Source organism: Pedobacter cryoconitis (genome assembly GCF_001590605.1).
In the GTDB taxonomy this organism is placed as follows: Bacteria; Bacteroidota; Bacteroidia; order Sphingobacteriales; family Sphingobacteriaceae; genus Pedobacter; species Pedobacter cryoconitis_A.
The window spans coordinates 4,164,767-4,180,568 of sequence record NZ_CP014504.1; the positions used below are offsets into that span (position 1 = coordinate 4,164,767).

Annotated in this window: 16 protein-coding genes; 9 read left to right on the forward strand and 7 right to left on the reverse strand. The window is 38.0% G+C overall.

Translation table 11 applies throughout. The annotated features are described in order from the left end of the window. Positions 1 to 15: 15 nt before the first annotated feature. Positions 16 to 495 carry an ABC transporter ATPase gene (locus AY601_RS17290; RefSeq protein ID WP_068403311.1) on the forward strand — a complete coding sequence of 160 codons (480 nt, stop codon included), beginning with the start codon at positions 16 to 18 and terminating at the stop codon, positions 493 to 495. A gap of 28 nt (positions 496 to 523) precedes the next feature. On the opposite strand, the gene mtgA is transcribed toward AY601_RS17290, so the two are convergent. Further along, positions 524 to 1,252 carry a monofunctional biosynthetic peptidoglycan transglycosylase gene (gene mtgA / locus AY601_RS17295; RefSeq protein WP_068403313.1) on the reverse strand — a complete coding sequence of 243 codons (729 nt, stop codon included), beginning with the start codon at positions 1,250 to 1,252 and terminating at the stop codon, positions 524 to 526. A gap of 104 nt (positions 1,253 to 1,356) precedes the next feature. Here mtgA and tal point away from each other — a divergent pair, with 104 nt between their 5' ends. Further along, positions 1,357 to 2,454, forward strand: coding sequence for a transaldolase (gene tal, locus AY601_RS17300; protein ID WP_068403315.1), 1,098 nt, complete (start codon positions 1,357 to 1,359; stop codon positions 2,452 to 2,454). 35 nt (positions 2,455 to 2,489) lie between these two features. Beyond that, positions 2,490 to 2,783, forward strand: coding sequence for a hypothetical protein (locus tag AY601_RS17305; RefSeq protein WP_068403317.1), 294 nt, complete (start codon positions 2,490 to 2,492; stop codon positions 2,781 to 2,783). Between the two features lie 59 nt (positions 2,784 to 2,842). On the opposite strand, the gene rplI is transcribed toward AY601_RS17305, so the two are convergent. From rplI to AY601_RS17325, 4 genes are all read right to left on the reverse strand, one after another. Continuing rightward, the gene (gene rplI / locus AY601_RS17310; protein ID WP_068403319.1) at positions 2,843 to 3,286 is read right to left on the reverse strand and encodes a 50S ribosomal protein L9; all 444 of its coding nucleotides are present in this window, start codon (positions 3,284 to 3,286) and stop codon (positions 2,843 to 2,845) included. A gap of 9 nt (positions 3,287 to 3,295) precedes the next feature. Beyond that, positions 3,296 to 3,559: a 30S ribosomal protein S18 gene (gene rpsR / locus AY601_RS17315; protein ID WP_008244392.1), complete on the reverse strand. Its 264-nt coding sequence runs from the start codon at positions 3,557 to 3,559 to the stop codon at positions 3,296 to 3,298. Then, positions 3,559 to 3,921 (reverse strand): 30S ribosomal protein S6, encoded by a 363-nt coding sequence (rpsF, locus tag AY601_RS17320; protein WP_037444035.1) that lies wholly within the window; start codon positions 3,919 to 3,921, stop codon positions 3,559 to 3,561. Before rpsF ends, rpsR begins: the two co-directional genes overlap by 1 nt. Positions 3,922 to 4,087: 166 nt before the next feature. Beyond that, on the reverse strand, positions 4,088 to 6,559 hold the full coding sequence (locus tag AY601_RS17325; protein WP_084359327.1) for a TonB-dependent receptor: 2,472 nt from the start codon (positions 6,557 to 6,559) through the stop codon (positions 4,088 to 4,090). Positions 6,560 to 6,758: 199 nt separating this feature from the next. On the opposite strand from AY601_RS17325, the gene AY601_RS17330 reads away from it, so the two are divergent. Next, on the forward strand, positions 6,759 to 8,600 hold the full coding sequence (locus tag AY601_RS17330) for a DNA polymerase III subunit gamma/tau (RefSeq protein WP_068403321.1): 1,842 nt from the start codon (positions 6,759 to 6,761) through the stop codon (positions 8,598 to 8,600). Here the strand turns inward: AY601_RS17330 and AY601_RS17335 are convergent. Then, positions 8,592 to 9,017, reverse strand: a complete 426-nt coding sequence (locus AY601_RS17335; RefSeq protein ID WP_068403323.1) for a hypothetical protein — start codon at positions 9,015 to 9,017, stop codon at positions 8,592 to 8,594. The genes AY601_RS17330 and AY601_RS17335 overlap by 9 nt on opposite strands. A 129-nt stretch (positions 9,018 to 9,146) precedes the next feature. Here AY601_RS17335 and AY601_RS17340 point away from each other — a divergent pair, with 129 nt between their 5' ends. From AY601_RS17340 to AY601_RS17350, 3 genes are all read left to right on the forward strand, one after another. Continuing rightward, a complete protein-coding gene (locus tag AY601_RS17340) occupies positions 9,147 to 10,382 on the forward strand; it encodes an isocitrate dehydrogenase (NADP(+)) (RefSeq protein ID WP_068403325.1) in 1,236 nt (411 codons plus the stop codon). Between the two features lie 229 nt (positions 10,383 to 10,611). Then, positions 10,612 to 11,925 (forward strand): PQQ-dependent sugar dehydrogenase, encoded by a 1,314-nt coding sequence (locus AY601_RS17345; RefSeq protein WP_068403327.1) that lies wholly within the window; start codon positions 10,612 to 10,614, stop codon positions 11,923 to 11,925. Next, a complete protein-coding gene (locus tag AY601_RS17350) occupies positions 11,926 to 13,983 on the forward strand; it encodes a TonB-dependent receptor (RefSeq protein WP_068403329.1) in 2,058 nt (685 codons plus the stop codon). A 45-nt stretch (positions 13,984 to 14,028) separates the two neighbouring features. On the opposite strand, the gene AY601_RS17355 is transcribed toward AY601_RS17350, so the two are convergent. Further along, positions 14,029 to 14,370, reverse strand: coding sequence for a single-stranded DNA-binding protein (locus AY601_RS17355; RefSeq protein WP_068403331.1), 342 nt, complete (start codon positions 14,368 to 14,370; stop codon positions 14,029 to 14,031). 223 nt (positions 14,371 to 14,593) lie between these two features. Here AY601_RS17355 and AY601_RS17360 point away from each other — a divergent pair, with 223 nt between their 5' ends. Together AY601_RS17360 and AY601_RS17365 are read left to right on the forward strand one after the other, a co-directional pair. Then, complete coding sequence (locus AY601_RS17360) at positions 14,594 to 14,956, forward strand: hypothetical protein (protein WP_068403333.1); 363 nt, start codon at positions 14,594 to 14,596, stop codon at positions 14,954 to 14,956. 119 nt (positions 14,957 to 15,075) lie between these two features. Next, on the forward strand, positions 15,076 to 15,789 hold the full coding sequence (locus AY601_RS17365) for a YqjF family protein (protein WP_068403335.1): 714 nt from the start codon (positions 15,076 to 15,078) through the stop codon (positions 15,787 to 15,789). The last annotated feature ends 13 nt before the right edge of the window (positions 15,790 to 15,802 follow it).

Below are 15,802 nucleotides of genomic sequence, written 5' to 3' on the forward strand. Positions count from 1 at the left end.
TGTTAAATTTGTGATATGAGTTTTTCTCCACAATCAAAAGTTTGGATCTATCAGAGCGATCGTGAATTCAGTGACCAGGAGGTTAGTGCAATTCAGCAACAGTTGGACGGTTTTACTGCACAATGGAAAGCCCATGGCCACCAGTTACAGGCAAAAGCAGAAATCAGGTACAATTATTTTATTATTTTCACAGTAGATGAAGCTACAGCTGGCGCTACAGGATGTTCTATTGATGCATCGGTACGCATCATTAAAGGAATTGAAACCGAATATGGAGCCGATTTATTCAATCGCTTTAATATGGCTTACAAAGTTGACGGGAAAGTAATTGTTGTCAATAAGGAAGATTTCGAAACACTAATCAGTATTAAGCATATAACGCCAGATTCTATTGTGTTTAACAACATGGTTCAGACATTGGAAGATTTCCAGACCAAATGGGAAGTTCCTTTCAAGGATAGCTGGCATAATAAAGTTTTCGCGGACTTACTTTAATCCGCGAAAACTAATATCCAGTAAATGCCTACTTAAATTTTACCGGGCCAAGGTTTCTTATATTTTTCATAATCAGATATTGTTTGTGTCTGATATACAGCGTGGGATGCGAAGGTGTCCAGCGTAACGGGTTAGGGAAACAGGCTACAATTAATGCAGCTTCAGATCTGTTTAGTTGTCTGCATGATTTCCCGTAATAGCTTTGAGAGGCCGCTTCCGCACCATAAATACCATCTCCCATCTCAATTACATTCAGATAAACTTCCAATATCCGCTGTTTGCTCCACATCATTTCAATCAGTACTGTAAAGTAGGCTTCAAAACCTTTACGTACCCAGGATCTGCCTGGCCATAAAAAGACATTCTTGGCTGTTTGCTGGGATATCGTACTTCCGCCTTTAACCTTGGTGCTATCTCCTTTATTAGCACTGTATGCTCTGCCAATAGCTTTCATATCGAAGCCCCAGTGATGCAGAAATTTCTGATCTTCGCCAGCAATAGCTGCACGTTTGATCTGGTCTGACATTTCACTAAGTTTCACCCAGTCCTTCTCTGTTTTAAAGGTTTTACCATCAGATTTACGTTCAATGTTACGCAAGATCATTAAAGACGTAAAAGGAGGGTTAATAAAGCGGTAAGCCAAAACCCAGAGGACCGTACTCAGGAAAAACCATAAAATACATTTCCCTATTAATATGGGTAAATTCCTGAAGTCGAATTTTCTCTTTTTAGTGCTTTTGCCACGTTTTACAGCCATCGCTCAAAGGTAAATAAAAATAGAGATTTGTCATGTCAGTGCATATATTTAAAGCAGAATAAACATTAATACGATTTACTTGTTTTGGATTAAAACAATACAATATGGAAGCGAATAAAGTAAAAAAAATACATGATTATGGTCAGAGTATATGGCTGGACTTTATTGACCGTGATATCATCAAATCTGGTAAGTTAAAAGAATTGATTGAAATTGATGGCGTAAGGGGGCTAACTTCTAACCCAGCCATATTTGAAAAAGCGATTAGCAGCAGTTCAGATTATGATGCAGATATTGCTGAACTTTCAAAAGAGAATATAAGCAACGAAGATATTTTTTACCGTCTTGCAATTAAAGACATCCAGCAGGCAGCAGATCTATTACTGCCAGTGTATAATGAAGAAGTGGAAGGTGCTGATGGTTATGCAAGTCTGGAGGTTTCTCCACTCCTGGCACTTGACACCGAAGGTACAATTAAACAAGCTTTACAGCTTTGGAAGGAAGTAGACCGTAAAAATGTAATGATCAAGATTCCTGGTACACAACCAGGATTAGCAGCCATTAAGAAATCTATTGCTGAAGGACTGAACGTTAATGTGACCTTATTATTTGGTCTGGAACGCTATAAACAGGTTACAGAAGCTTACCTGGAAGGCTTGGAGGAACGTGCAGCGAGAAACGAAAGTATTAAAGAAATTGCGTCGGTCGCTAGCTTCTTTTTAAGCCGGATTGATGTACTGGTTGATCCTATATTGGAAGAAAAGCATTTGGGTGAGTTAAAAGGTGAAGTCGCCATTGCTTCTGCAAAAAAAGCATATGAGATTTACCAGCAGGTTTTCAGTGGAGAAAGATGGGAAAAACTAGCTGCTCTTGGCGCGAAACCTCAACGTTTACTCTGGGCAAGTACAAGTAGTAAAAATCCTGCTTTTAAGGACACTAAATACGTAGAAGCACTGATTGGCCCCAACACGGTAGATACTATTCCTATGGAAACGCTGGAAGCTTACCGTGATCATGGTGACCCTGAAAGCCGCCTTGGCATTGATCTTGATGGCGCTTCTGCTATATTGGCACAACTACGTCATGCAGATATTGATCTTGCTAAACTTACCCAACAACTGGAAGATGAAGGGATAGAAAAATTCAATGCACCTTATGAGAAATTATTAAATGCGATTGAAAAGCAAAAACAATTGGCTTAATAACTAGATTTGCGCTTATATTCAGATCAAAAAAAATGAAGTTTACAGCATCAAGGCTCTCAGAGGGAAACAAGGTTTTTCCAGCAGAAATCTATTTAGAAGAAAACAGTATTGAAATAAAAGTACCGGGCTTATTTAGCGGAGACTCTAAATACCTGAATTACGAAGACATTACTTCAATTGAGGTCGACTCCCCAATGATTGGATTTGCAACTTTACGCTTATTTGTGAATGGCAATAAGGTAGAAATTCACGGTTTCTCTAAAAAAGATATCAAAGAGATCAGGAAAGTAATTGATGAAAACAGATCTAAAAGAAGAAGAGTTTAAAGCATAAAAAAAGCGTTCCGATAATCGGAACGCTTTTTTTATGTTCGTTTAAGATGAGATTACTCAGCTACAACTGCGAAAGGAACTTTAACTTTCACTTCTTTGTGTAAGTTTAAGTTAGCGATATATTCACCAACAAATTTAGGTTCAGTTTCGAAAGTGATACGGCGACGGTCAACATCAAAACCTTGTTGTTTTAATGCATCAGCAATCATAATAGTGTTTACTGCACCAAAGATTTTACCAGTTTCACCAGCTTTAGCACCGATACTCAATTTAACATCAGCTAAACGAGTTGCGATACCTTCAGCATCTTTCTTAATTTTATCTTGTTTAAACGCTGCTTGTTTTAAGTTCTCTGCTAATACTTTTTTAGCAGATGGAGTAGCTAAAGCACCGAATCCTTGTGGGATAAGGTAGTTACGTCCGTAACCTGGCTTTACGTTTACAATATCATCCTTCTCTCCAAGAGATTTGATGTCCTGTTTTAATATAATTTCCATGTTCAGCTCTTATTTTAATTGGTCAGCAACGAAAGGTAACAAACCAATGTGGCGAGAACGTTTAACCGCCTGAGCCACTTTACGTTGAAATTTCAATGAAGTACCGGTTAAGCGGCGAGGTAAAATTTTACCTTGATCATTGATGAATTTTAACAAAAAGTTTGCGTCTTTATAATCAATATATTTAATACCATTCTTTTTGAAACGGCAATATTTTTTTCTGTTATCGTCCACTTTTGGAGCGGTAACATATTGTATCTGATCTTTAGCCATTATGCTGCAGCCTCCTCTTTCTTAGGTTTTTTGTTAAAAGCACCACTGCGTTTCTTCTCATTATAAGCAACCGCGTGACGGTCTAATCTAATGGTAAGGAAACGAAGAACACGCTCATCGCGTTTTAGTTCTAATTCCAATTTGTTAATTAATTCACCTGAAGATTTGTATTCTGTAAGGTGGAAAAATCCGCTTGCTTTTTTTTCAATCGGATACGCTAATTTTCTCAAACCCCAATTGTCCTCTTGAACAATTTCGGCACCGCTGTCAGTGATGATTTTGCTGAATTTCGCTAATGCTTCTTTCGCAACTTCTTCTGACAACAACGGGGTTAGAACGATAACAGTTTCGTACTGATTCATTGTTATGATTATTTTATGTTAAATCCTGTGTTAAACAGGGATGCAAACTTAGGAATAATTTTCTACAATTCAAAACATTTAAAGCTTGCCAAACAGGTAATTAACACCAATCTGGTAGCGCCGCATATTAATGCTCTATTTCGTAACCTTTTTGAAAATTTAATATTTAAAATGAACAAATTACTTTAACACCAATACTCCTTCCCATGCCTTGTATTCCTCTGTATCCATTTGATGACTGCTCGTAATATTCAAAATATTTAAGCCGGCTTAAATTAGATTGATAAGTTTCATTAAATAAATTATTGACTTGTACTTGAACCTGCAGCGGATGTTTTTTTGAATAATTAATTGTCGCTCCGGCAGCTACATTAAAAAGTAAATAGGAAGAGGTAGCAGTTTCTGTATCATTCAATGCCAAATAACGGTTTTGCGCGCCATTATATTCACCTTCTGCCCTAAAATTCATTGCCGGAACCAATTTGGAATTAAGTTTGATATCCTGACTTATACTACTTAATAACCTGACAGGCGGAATAAGTGGTAAATACTCCCCTCCTGCTTTCTTATCTTTGAATATCACTTTTCTATTAAATCCATAAATCATTGAAAATGAATTATCAAATGAAAAGCCTTTCCATGATTCCGGGTGAAGATTAAAAGTAGTCTCAAATCCATAAAGCTGCGCAGACGACTGCTGATATTGATAAGTTTTATCTCCCTGGGCACTGATAATCGGATTTCCTGCAGCATCCAGTAACTGGCTCAGGTAAATATAATTCTGAATATTATTATTGAAAACACTAAACGACATAGATAAATCTTTAAGTGTAATATCTGCACCAATATCTTCCTGCAAAGAGAACTCAGGCTTGAAATCCCGGTTTCCTAAGTAAATAATATGTGCACCAGGATCTAGCCCATTAGAAGCAAATTCCGTAATACTTGGTGCACGGTACCCTCTGGCAATATTAGCTTTCAAACTAACCTGATCATTCAATTGATAAGTCGTTCCTAAACTCAGTGAGATCCCTCCAAAAGATTTATCAAAAGAAGGGAACTGCAAATTTGCATTTGGATCTTCTTCAGGGGAAACATGCTGACCAAAACCTGTTTGTGCATTTGTTGAAGTATAAAAATCATTTGCCTTTAAATAACGGAGATCAGACCTCACACCACCACCGATTGTCCATCTATCATATTTCCATTTTGCAAACACATAGGCTCCTGCATCAAACAAGCTATAGTCTGGGATAGGAAAATCGGTTGCATTCTTATTTAAATTGTTCTGGTACATTCCATTTATACCAAAAGTAAATTCCGTGTTTAATATTTTAGGCGCATTGTATTTTACGCCATAATTTAAGGTATTTAACCTCACAAACATTCCCGCCTGATCTGGCATAGTCGGATGATTATACTCTCTTCGGATGTTTTGCTGGAAAGCTAACATTACATCAATATCCCCTTCACCAAGCGCATAATGGTTATTGTTATAAATACGGTAATGTTGAATATGCTGATGCAAAGGACTAAGCGCATAAGAATTTAATAGTGCATCAGAAACAATGGGACGGTTCTTAATATCATCCAGATCCCCCTCATAGATTTGATGTGTAAATTTCCTGGTCAGCGAATCACGACTGCCGTCAGGAATCCCTTGAATATTATCGTAAAGAGTCAGATTAAGTGTGGAATTACCTTTACTTGTCTGATAACGAACTGTACCAGAAGCATTTGTTTCTCTGAATCCCGTATTGTAAACTCTCCCATCTATAGCATTGCTGTAATTTTTAGCGATACGATAAGAACCCCGCAATGCAAAAGCCCAATGATTTTTCGAATAAAACAGTCCAACACCATTTCCAATCAAACCATTATTACTTTGGTATTCAGACAAGACCTTACCATGCAAAAGACCATCATCAATTCCTGGCATCGAAGACATCAGGCTAACTACACCAGCAAGCGCATCACTGCCGTACATTAAACTGGCCGGCCCTTTAATAACTTCAGAACGCTCAATATTATAGGCGTCTACTTCGATGCCGTGTTCATCACCCCATTGTTGCCCTTCCTGGCGAATTCCATCATATAAGGTTAATACCCTGTTATAGCCAAGCCCCCTGATAAAAGGTTTCGAAATATTAGGCCCTGTTTTCACAGCATTAAGTCCTGGTACATTTCTTACCAAAACATCTATAATATTACTTTCTGAAGACTGCTCTATCTTCTTTTTAGAAACCGATACGATAGGTACCGGATTTTCTTTCGTAAGTGTTGCTCTGGAAACACCTGTTACAACGACCTCATTCAGCGCATCTGACTTTGTATCCAATAATATTTCATAATACTTCTTATTGGTATCAATTGATATAGAGTCTGATTTGTATCCGAGGTAAGAAATTAAAAGTTTTCCAGTATTTTTTTGCTGAGGAACAGCTAATTTGAATCTCCCCTGCCGATCAGCAACAGCAGATCTTTTAGAATTTTTGAGCTTTATAGTACTTCCCCCGATAGCTTCATTGCTATTGACATCTTTAATTACGCCGGAAATTTCTATGTCCTGCGCCATCCCCCTGACAGAAAAAAGCAGAAACAAAATGAGCATGAATCCTTTAAATATTAGTTTTAGCATAATCACAATGTATTTTTAGTTTCAGCAAATCTAATAAATTAGATTTAACTAATTTTAATAATTATGTATTTCTAAAAATAAAATAAAAGAAAGCTAATTCCCACTAAAGTTCCAGATAACTCCCGTAATCATGTCGGGTTCATTTTATTTTGCCCAAAATCCCTTCTGCTCCATAAAAATTTTATAATTTCGCAGTGAAATGGAAAATTTTATTGTCTCGGCCCGTAAGTATCGTCCAGCAACGTTTGAAACTGTTGTAGGACAAAACCACATTACCGGAACTTTAAAAAATGCGATCAAAAATAATCAGCTCGCCCAGGCATTTCTTTTTTGCGGGCCAAGGGGAGTGGGTAAAACAACTTGTGCAAGGATCCTTGCCAAGACAATTAACTGTACTAATTTAACGATTGATGTTGAAGCCTGCGGAACTTGTGAATCATGTGTTTCATTTCAGACTGGTCACTCATTCAACTTTCATGAGCTGGATGCTGCATCTAACAACTCAGTAGACGACATACGCAGCCTGATTGAGCAGGTCCGTATCCCTCCTCAAGCTGGTAAATACAAAATTTATATTATAGATGAGGTTCACATGCTTTCTGCAAATGCATTTAACGCGTTTCTGAAAACATTGGAAGAGCCGCCTTCTTATGCCATATTTATACTGGCAACAACAGAAAAGCATAAAATCTTACCAACTATCCTTTCACGTTGTCAGATTTTTGACTTCAACAGGATCCAGGTAGATGATATTTCCAGTCACCTGAATAAGATTGCTATCCGTGAACAAATTACTGTAGAAGCAGATGGGCTGCATATTATTGCCCAAAAAGCAGATGGTGGTTTACGCGATGCACTCTCTATGTTTGATCAGATTGTAAGTTATACCAATAAGAACCTGACTTATAAAGCTGTAATCGATAATCTGAATATTCTGGATTATGACTACTATTTTAAGCTAACTCAATATCTTAACCATGCAGACGTAAGTTTAGCACTGGTCTTATTCGATGAGATTCTGAACAATGGTTTTGATGGAAACAATTTCATTAATGGGCTGGCAAGTCATCTCCGGAATCTATTAGTCAGCAAAGATCCGCAAACAGTAAAACTACTGGAAGTCAGCGAGAATATTAAACAGAAATATATTACACAAAGTCAGGAAATACAAGTATCGTTTATTCTTACGGCACTTAACCTGGCTAATCAGTGTGATCTTACCTATAAGAACAGCAAAAATCAGCGGCTGCAAGTTGAATTGGCACTGATTAAGATGTGTCATATTCCATCAGTCCTGCAACTCGCACAACTGCCCCATACTGCATCCACAACAGCAACTGACACAGATCAGACTAAAAAAAAAACTGATGTAAAAACTGCACCTGTAGTGAATGTGGAAAGGCCTGAGCCTCTGCCACCTCCTGCAGGAATGTCCGCTAAACCAGTAGAAACGCCTGTTAAACCAGCTCCTTCAATACCTCCGGTTATTCCTGCTGAAGTTAGCCGGGCTTCAGTAACCCCTAATCTGAATTCTGTTAATAAAATTGCTTTAAAGCCGAATCCTTTAGGAAATATGACTGGAGGAACGATGATACCATCTCTTACCTCCCTTACCAACGCAGCCGGTGGTATAGAAAGTAATGAACCAAAATTCGTATTTGGTGAAGAGAAGGAACCATTCACTCATGAAGAGTTAATGGTACTCTGGAAAGAATATATACAAAAGATTAAAGAAGAAAATAAAATCAACTTCTATACTATACTGACTACAAATGATCCGGAGCTAACCAGTCCCGAACAAATCACAGTATGTATTACTAACCTCGCACAGGAAAGTATCCTTCAGAATGAGCTGGTAGAATTTCTGAATTTCCTGAGGACCAGACTAAAGAATTACAGTGTAGGAATCGTTACTAAAAGGGTAGAAAATAAGATTGAAAACCGGTTATACACCAGCATTGAAAAATACCATTACCTTTTAGAAAAGAATCCTAAACTGGAAGACATGCGTAAACGCCTCAATCTGGATCTGTTACCTTAATTCAGGCTCATCATTTTTCGGATAGCCTTCTTCATCCAGATCTGTACGTTCATCTTCTGGTGTTCTGGCTAAAAACTCATCTTCAGCATTGACTTCTACAATATTTCCGTTGTCAATATGCATCCCCTGATTATCCAGCTCAGCTTTTCTCTTTTCTGCCTGGGTCGCGTACTCATCTCCTACATAAGGATTGGCCTCATCGTAATCTGAATTTTCATCCCCGCCATTCTCTGCTGTAGTATCGTATGGAAGCGGATGATCATAATCCTTATCCGGACCTTTTACATCAAGTTCATAACTATTTTTCTCTTTGTCAAAAGATAACTGGTTAAAATCTTTTGTCTCTCCTAAGTCAGAATTATGAAGTTTATCTCCAGATCCTTTACCTTCACCTGCATTATTTGCGTCTGTAACCATAGCTTAATGTTTTATGTCAATATAACGTTACTTAATCTTCATTTGTTTTGGTAATTTACGCGAAAATGAGGCTATAAACTCAAAATTTATATCTTTGTTTTTTTATAAAGTTAAAATTGAAACCATAATATGTCTGTACAAAAAATTAAAGTAGACCAGCCAGTTGTAGAGTTAGATGGTGATGAGATGACCCGTATCATCTGGAAATTCATTAAGGATAAACTGATTTTACCTTATCTTGATCTTGATATCAAATATTATGATCTTGGTATAGAATACCGTGATGAGACTAACGATCAGGTAACTATTGATTCAGCTGAAGCCATTAAAAAATACGGTGTAGGTATTAAATGTGCTACCATTACTCCTGATGAAGACCGCGTAAAAGAATTTAATTTAAAACAAATGTGGAAATCACCAAACGGAACCATCCGTAATATCTTAGATGGTACTGTTTTCCGTGAGCCAATTGTGATGAGCAATGTTCCTCGTTTAGTGCCAAACTGGACTGCACCGATCTGTATCGGCCGTCATGCTTTTGGTGACCAATACCGTGCTACTGATTTAGTAACTAAAGGAAAAGGTAAATTAACTTTGACATTCACTCCTGAAGACGGTGGTGAAGTTCAGTCATTTGATGTATATAATTTCCAAGGTGACGGTGTTGCTTTAGCAATGTACAACACTGATGAGAGTATCCGTGGTTTTGCACATGCTTGTTTCAACCAGGCATTAATCAAAAAATGGCCTTTATACTTATCTACAAAAAACACTATTCTTAAAAAATATGATGGTCGTTTCAAAGATATCTTCCAGGAGATTTATGAAAATGACTTCTTAGCTAAATTTAAAGAAGCAGGCATTACTTATGAGCACCGTTTAATCGATGACATGGTAGCTTCTGCCTTGAAATGGAATGGTAACTTTGTTTGGGCTTGTAAAAACTATGACGGAGACGTTCAGTCAGATACAGTTGCACAAGGATTCGGTTCATTAGGCCTAATGACTTCAGTATTAGTTACACCAGATGGAAAAACTATGGAAGCTGAAGCAGCGCATGGTACAGTGACCCGTCACTACCGTGATCACCAGGCTGGTAAACCAACTTCTACCAACCCTATTGCTTCTATCTTTGCATGGACAAGAGGATTGGAATTCCGAGGTGTATTAGATAACAATCAACCATTAATCAACTTCTGTCACGCTTTAGAGCAAGTTTGTATTGAAACTGTTGAAAGTGGAAAAATGACTAAAGATTTAGCTGTTTGTATCCATGGTAACAAAGTAGAGCATGGTAAACACTACTTATACACTGAAGAATTCTTAGCTGCGATTGATGAGAACTTACAATCGAAACTAGCTTAATTACTGACGTAGTCTAATTTTTATTTTAAAAAGTCCTGTTCTTCATTGAGCAGGACTTTTTTATGCCCCCTATAATAGCTAAAACAACTTTAATACTTAAATTCACAAATCACATTGAAATATATTTTTTTCATAAAACATCCTTTCGATTAACTTGTTAACAAAATAGCTTTAGCAAGCACCTGATTATCATTAATTTAATATATGCACTCTTAAAAACCAGATTCCAATGAAAAGATATCTTCTCCTGCTGAGTACTGTCCCATTCATACTTTCTTGTAATTCGCAAACAAAAACGACAACAAAGACAGATACAGTGCCTACTGATACCACTACAAATGCGCTGAACCTACCGGCGCCAGATACCGGCGCTTCGAAAACCAAATTCAGTAAAGTAATAGGATGGCCAGCAGAAAAAACACCTGTAGCACCTGCAGGGTTTACCGTTACTAAGTTTGCAGGAAATATCAAAAGTCCAAGAAACATTTATGTAGCTCCTAACGGTGATATATTAGTTGTACTTTCTAACTCTGAGCGTAACACCAAAGAGAAAATTGCCAATGCTTTAACTGGCAAAGACAAAGCAGAAGTAAGCGGCTCAAGCGCAAACACCGTAATCTTGTTCAGAGACACTAATAAGGATGGTAAATTTGATTTGCAGACCACGTTTTTGTCTGGACTGGATCAGCCTTACGGTGTTTTGATTATTGGTAACTCATTTTATGTAGCCAATACTGACGGCCTGTATATATATCCTTACAAAACTGGTGACACCAAAATTACGGCAAAAGGCAAAAAAATTGTGGAGCTGCCAGCTGGTGGATATAACAATCACTGGACAAGAAACCTGATTACAAATGCTGATCATTCTAAAATATATATTACAGTAGGATCTGGAAGTAATGCAGGTGAAAATGGCATGGAACACGAAGTACGCCGTGCTAATATTCTGGAAGTCAATCTTGACGGAACTGGTGAAAAAATATATGCAGCAGGATTAAGAAATCCTGTAGGTGTAGCATGGGCACCCGTTACCAATGTATTATGGACTGCAGTGAATGAGCGTGATGGACTTGGAGACGATCTTGTACCTGATTATATCACCAGTGTTAAGCCAGGATGCTTTTACGGCTGGCCATATTCTTATTACGGTCAGAACGAAGATCCGAGATTAAAAGGTCAGCATCCTGAGCTGGTTAAAGCTGCTCTTGTTCCTGATGTCGCAGTGGGTTCACATACCGCATCTTTAGGGCTGACATTTTATACAGCGAAAAAGTTTCCTGAAAAATACCAGAACGGAGCTTTCATTGGTCAGCATGGCTCATGGAACCGCTCCGTATTAGCAGGTTACAAAGTAGCTTTTATTCCTTTTAAAGACGGGAAGCCAGCCGGAAAATTAGAAGATTTCCTAACAGGTTTCATTGCGGATGAAGCTAAAGGTGAAGTTTATGGCCGCCCGGTTGGTGTAGCTGTTGCAAATGATGGTGCACTATTGGTTGCAGATGATGTAAGTGGTGTGGTTTGGAGAGTCGCAGCCAAATAGATGAAGCAATTCATTACGCTCTTGCTTCTGACCTTAACTTTAACGGGCTTTAGTCAAATTAAACCAGATACAACCAAGAAACTTGAAGAAGTCGTTATCCGGCCTTATTTCACAGTACAGCCCTTGTTAAGAACAACAGGGGCTGTTGCTATTTTAGATAGAAAAGTGCTTGATCAGCAACCGAACAGCTCCTTGGTCACTGCTGTAAATACCATACCAGGAGTGCGCATGGAAGAACGTTCTCCGGGAAGCTACAGGTTATCTATAAGAGGAAGCTTGTTACGTTCTCCCTTCGGAATCAGGAATGTGAAGATTTACTTCGATGAATTTCCCCTGACTGATGCAGGTGGCAATAGCTATCTGAATGCACTCGACCTATCCGGCATACAAAATATTCAGGTATTGAAAGGTCCTCAGAGTAGTATTTATGGCGCCAATTCAGGAGGCGTTGTATTAATAGCTCCCAATACGCTGACTACAGACAGCACCCAGTTTTCATTAAATCTTACTGGTGGCTCATTTGGCTTATTCCATGAAAATTTGAATTTAGGTAAAAGATGGAAAAATTACACCCTCAGCATTAACCAGTCTTATCAGAGAAGCGATGGTTTCCGGGACCATAGCAAAATGGAAAGGAAATACTTCCAGATACATCAAAAATTGGACTATGCACCCAAATCAAATCTGACAGCTCTATTATTTTACAGTGACTTGCAATATGAAACCCCGGGAGGGCTAACAGCTGCAGAATATGAATTAAACCCAAAAGCAGCAAGACCGGCATTTGGAAAAACCAGAAGTCCGGCAGAGCAGCAAGCAGGGATTTACAGCAAGACATTTTATGCAGGCGTAACGAACAACTGGCAATTGAATTCAAAGTTTAAACATGTCCTTTCTGCTTTTACTTCTTATACAGATTTCAAGAATCCATTCCTTACAAATTATGAACACCGTAAAGAATTCACAATTGGAATCCGGACATATGTGGAATACTTTAAAAAATCAGAAGATATAACCTGGAGAGCTAATTTAGGTTTAGAAGCTGCAAAAACGGCTTCAAACATCAATAACAGAGATAATGACTACGGAATTCCAGGCAACTTACAAGCTTCAGACCGGTTAAAAGCTGCAACAAATTTTAGTTATGCACATTTAAATGTGGATATCTTTCAGAAACTTTTACTCGAATTCTCAGTCAGCGGAAACTTATATCAGTATAAATATGAACGGATAGCCCCTGTTCCAGCCCCTCAGAAAACCAAGAACTTTGACTTGCAGTTTATGCCAAGAGCAGCACTCTCCTACTTGCTAAATAAAGAGCTATCGTTACGCGGATCCGTTAGCCGGGGTTATTCACCACCAACACTTGCAGAAATAAGGGCATCTGACAATGTGATCAATATCGACCTGCAACCAGAGAGCGGATGGAATTATGAAACAGGGATTAGATACCAGACAGAAAATCGCAGGATATCCCTGGATCTTAATGGTTTTTATTATCAGCTAAAAAACGCGATAGTCCGCAGACTAAACGAAAATGCGACAGAGTTTTTCATTAATGCAGGCGGAACAAAGCAATGGGGACTTGAAGCGTCAGCCTCAGCCTGGTTGATCCTGCCAAATAAAAATACTGCAATAAGAGGACTGTCAATTAAAAGTGCCTATACACTGAGCCGTTTTAAATTCGATCATTATCTGGACCGTACCGTAGACCTTTCCGGGAGAAATCTCACTGGTGTACCCAAAAACATAATTGTTACCTCGATAGACCTTCAGCTGCCAAAAGGATTCTATATTTTCCTCCAGCACAACTATACCTCAAGAATTCCGCTAACCGATGCCAATACCATTTATGCCAGAGACTACCATCTGGTACAAAGTAAAATAGGATGGAAAGGACTACATATCGCAAACACCCAGGTAGAAATCTTTGCTGGTGCAGACAATCTGCTCAATCAAAATTACAGCCTTGGTAACGATCTGAATGCTGCCGGAGGAAGATATTTCAATCCTGCTGCAACAAGAAGTTTCTATGCCGGATTAAATATTCATTTTTGAAAAAACTATTCCCTCCATCTCCATCAGACAGAGGGAATAGTCACCTTATAATTCATACTTGTCAACTACTTCAAGCTTATGGATTATGATTTCGGTTGTGTATCTCTGATCACCATTCTTATCTGTATAAGTCTGAGCACTCAATTTCCCTTCAACCTGCATGGCCATCCCCTTTTTCACGATATTTTCCACAAGTTCCACTTTTTGATTCCAGAAAATCAGATTAAACCATTGAGTTTGATCTACTGCTTCTCCTAAACCATTTTTGAAAAACTCATGTACTCCAATACTTATCCTGGCCATCTTTTTCCCTGTAACAAAACTTACAATTACCGGATCCGTAGCTGCATAACCAGTTAAACGTACATTATTTCTTACTCTATCCATATTTCAATTTTTAAGCAGCAGACACCTCTTGTCCACAATCAGTTCTAAAATCATGGCAACACATGAATATTCTCCACAGTAAAAGAAATCCTCCTGCCATTAAATCAAATATGAGAAGAAGAACATCTATTAGTCGTTCATTAAACGTTTATTATCGGGTAACTAAATATTAAAAAGAGAAATATTTAACCACAAACTAACAAAAACGAATTAATTTGCGTTGATGAAATATTGCCAGGATTGTGGAACTATACTCAAAGGGCGTACAGATAAAAAATTTTGTGATGATTATTGCCGGTGTCATTATAACAATGATATCAATAGGGACCGGGAGCAGGATTTCAAAAAGATCAACAGTATTCTGAGAAAAAACGCCAATATTCTGGAAAAATTAGTTGGACAAGGAATCAGAATCTCAACACCTCATCTGCTTTCTGCAGCTGGTTTCAATTTTACCTTTTTTACACACCAATTAAATGAACAAAATGGAGAAATATGCATTTACTGTTATAATTATGGATATGTTAAAATAAATGAGGGACAATTAGTGATTAAACAAGTCACTCATTCACTGTCTTCTAACTAAAAAAAGTGAAATAATGCCGAAATAGTGAAATTCCAATGACAGGTTATTTCAATGTTAGTACCTCAATATCATTTAGGTTTAGTACTTTGGTCTATCAATCAATTTAGACCAAACCTTTAATGAGCTTTTTAACCGCAGAATGGAGAAAGTTAGCAATTGCTAATTATGCCATCGATCAAGAAATCCTACGCCCTTACTTGCCAGCAGGTACGGAACTGGACATTTGGAATGACACCTGTTATGTAAGTTTAATAGGTTTCCTTTTTAAAAACACTAAACTACTGGGCTTCAGCGTTCCTTTTCATGCCAATTTTGAAGAAGTTAACCTGCGTTTCTACGTGAAGTACACAGAAGGCGACACCGTCAAACGCGGCGTAGTCTTCATTAAGGAAATAGTCCCTAAATTTGCACTTTCCGTAGTAGCTAATACCGTTTATCATGAACATTATGAAGCCATGCCGATGACCCACAAGTGGTCTGAAACTGAGGATGAGCGGGAAGTAGAATATAGCTGGCGGTGTAAAAATGAATGGCAGGTCTTCTCTGTAAAAGCGAACAAAGCCTTGTCTGAAATTTTACCGGACAGTGAAGCCGAATTCATTACCGGACATTATTGGGGTTATACCAAATGTAATGAAACACAAACTAATGAATACGAAGTAAAACACCCTAAATGGGCACAATATAAAGTTAAAGAATTTAAAATTGCAGTAGATTTTGCACATACTTATGGTCCGCAATTTGACTGTCTGAACCATCAGCAACCAGTTTCAGTGATGCTGGCAGAAGGATCAGATATCTCTGTGGAGGGCAAAAAAGGAATTCAGGGTTAGAAACCCTATTTAA

Coding starts and splice junctions, on each gene's coding strand:
- AY601_RS17290 (WP_068403311.1), top strand. CDS start 16: ATGAGTTTTTCTCCACAATCAAAAGTTTGGATCTATCAGAGCGATCGT.
- mtgA (WP_068403313.1), bottom strand. CDS start 1,252: ATGGCTGTAAAACGTGGCAAAAGCACTAAAAAGAGAAAATTCGACTTC.
- tal (WP_068403315.1), top strand. CDS start 1,357: ATGGAAGCGAATAAAGTAAAAAAAATACATGATTATGGTCAGAGTATA.
- AY601_RS17305 (WP_068403317.1), top strand. CDS start 2,490: ATGAAGTTTACAGCATCAAGGCTCTCAGAGGGAAACAAGGTTTTTCCA.
- rplI (WP_068403319.1), bottom strand. CDS start 3,286: ATGGAAATTATATTAAAACAGGACATCAAATCTCTTGGAGAGAAGGAT.
- rpsR (WP_008244392.1), bottom strand. CDS start 3,559: ATGGCTAAAGATCAGATACAATATGTTACCGCTCCAAAAGTGGACGAT.
- rpsF (WP_037444035.1), bottom strand. CDS start 3,921: ATGAATCAGTACGAAACTGTTATCGTTCTAACCCCGTTGTTGTCAGAA.
- AY601_RS17325 (WP_084359327.1), bottom strand. CDS start 6,559: ATGCTAAAACTAATATTTAAAGGATTCATGCTCATTTTGTTTCTGCTT.
- AY601_RS17330 (WP_068403321.1), top strand. CDS start 6,759: ATGGAAAATTTTATTGTCTCGGCCCGTAAGTATCGTCCAGCAACGTTT.
- AY601_RS17335 (WP_068403323.1), bottom strand. CDS start 9,017: ATGGTTACAGACGCAAATAATGCAGGTGAAGGTAAAGGATCTGGAGAT.
- AY601_RS17340 (WP_068403325.1), top strand. CDS start 9,147: ATGTCTGTACAAAAAATTAAAGTAGACCAGCCAGTTGTAGAGTTAGAT.
- AY601_RS17345 (WP_068403327.1), top strand. CDS start 10,612: ATGAAAAGATATCTTCTCCTGCTGAGTACTGTCCCATTCATACTTTCT.
- AY601_RS17350 (WP_068403329.1), top strand. CDS start 11,926: ATGAAGCAATTCATTACGCTCTTGCTTCTGACCTTAACTTTAACGGGC.
- AY601_RS17355 (WP_068403331.1), bottom strand. CDS start 14,370: ATGGATAGAGTAAGAAATAATGTACGTTTAACTGGTTATGCAGCTACG.
- AY601_RS17360 (WP_068403333.1), top strand. CDS start 14,594: ATGAAATATTGCCAGGATTGTGGAACTATACTCAAAGGGCGTACAGAT.
- AY601_RS17365 (WP_068403335.1), top strand. CDS start 15,076: ATGAGCTTTTTAACCGCAGAATGGAGAAAGTTAGCAATTGCTAATTAT.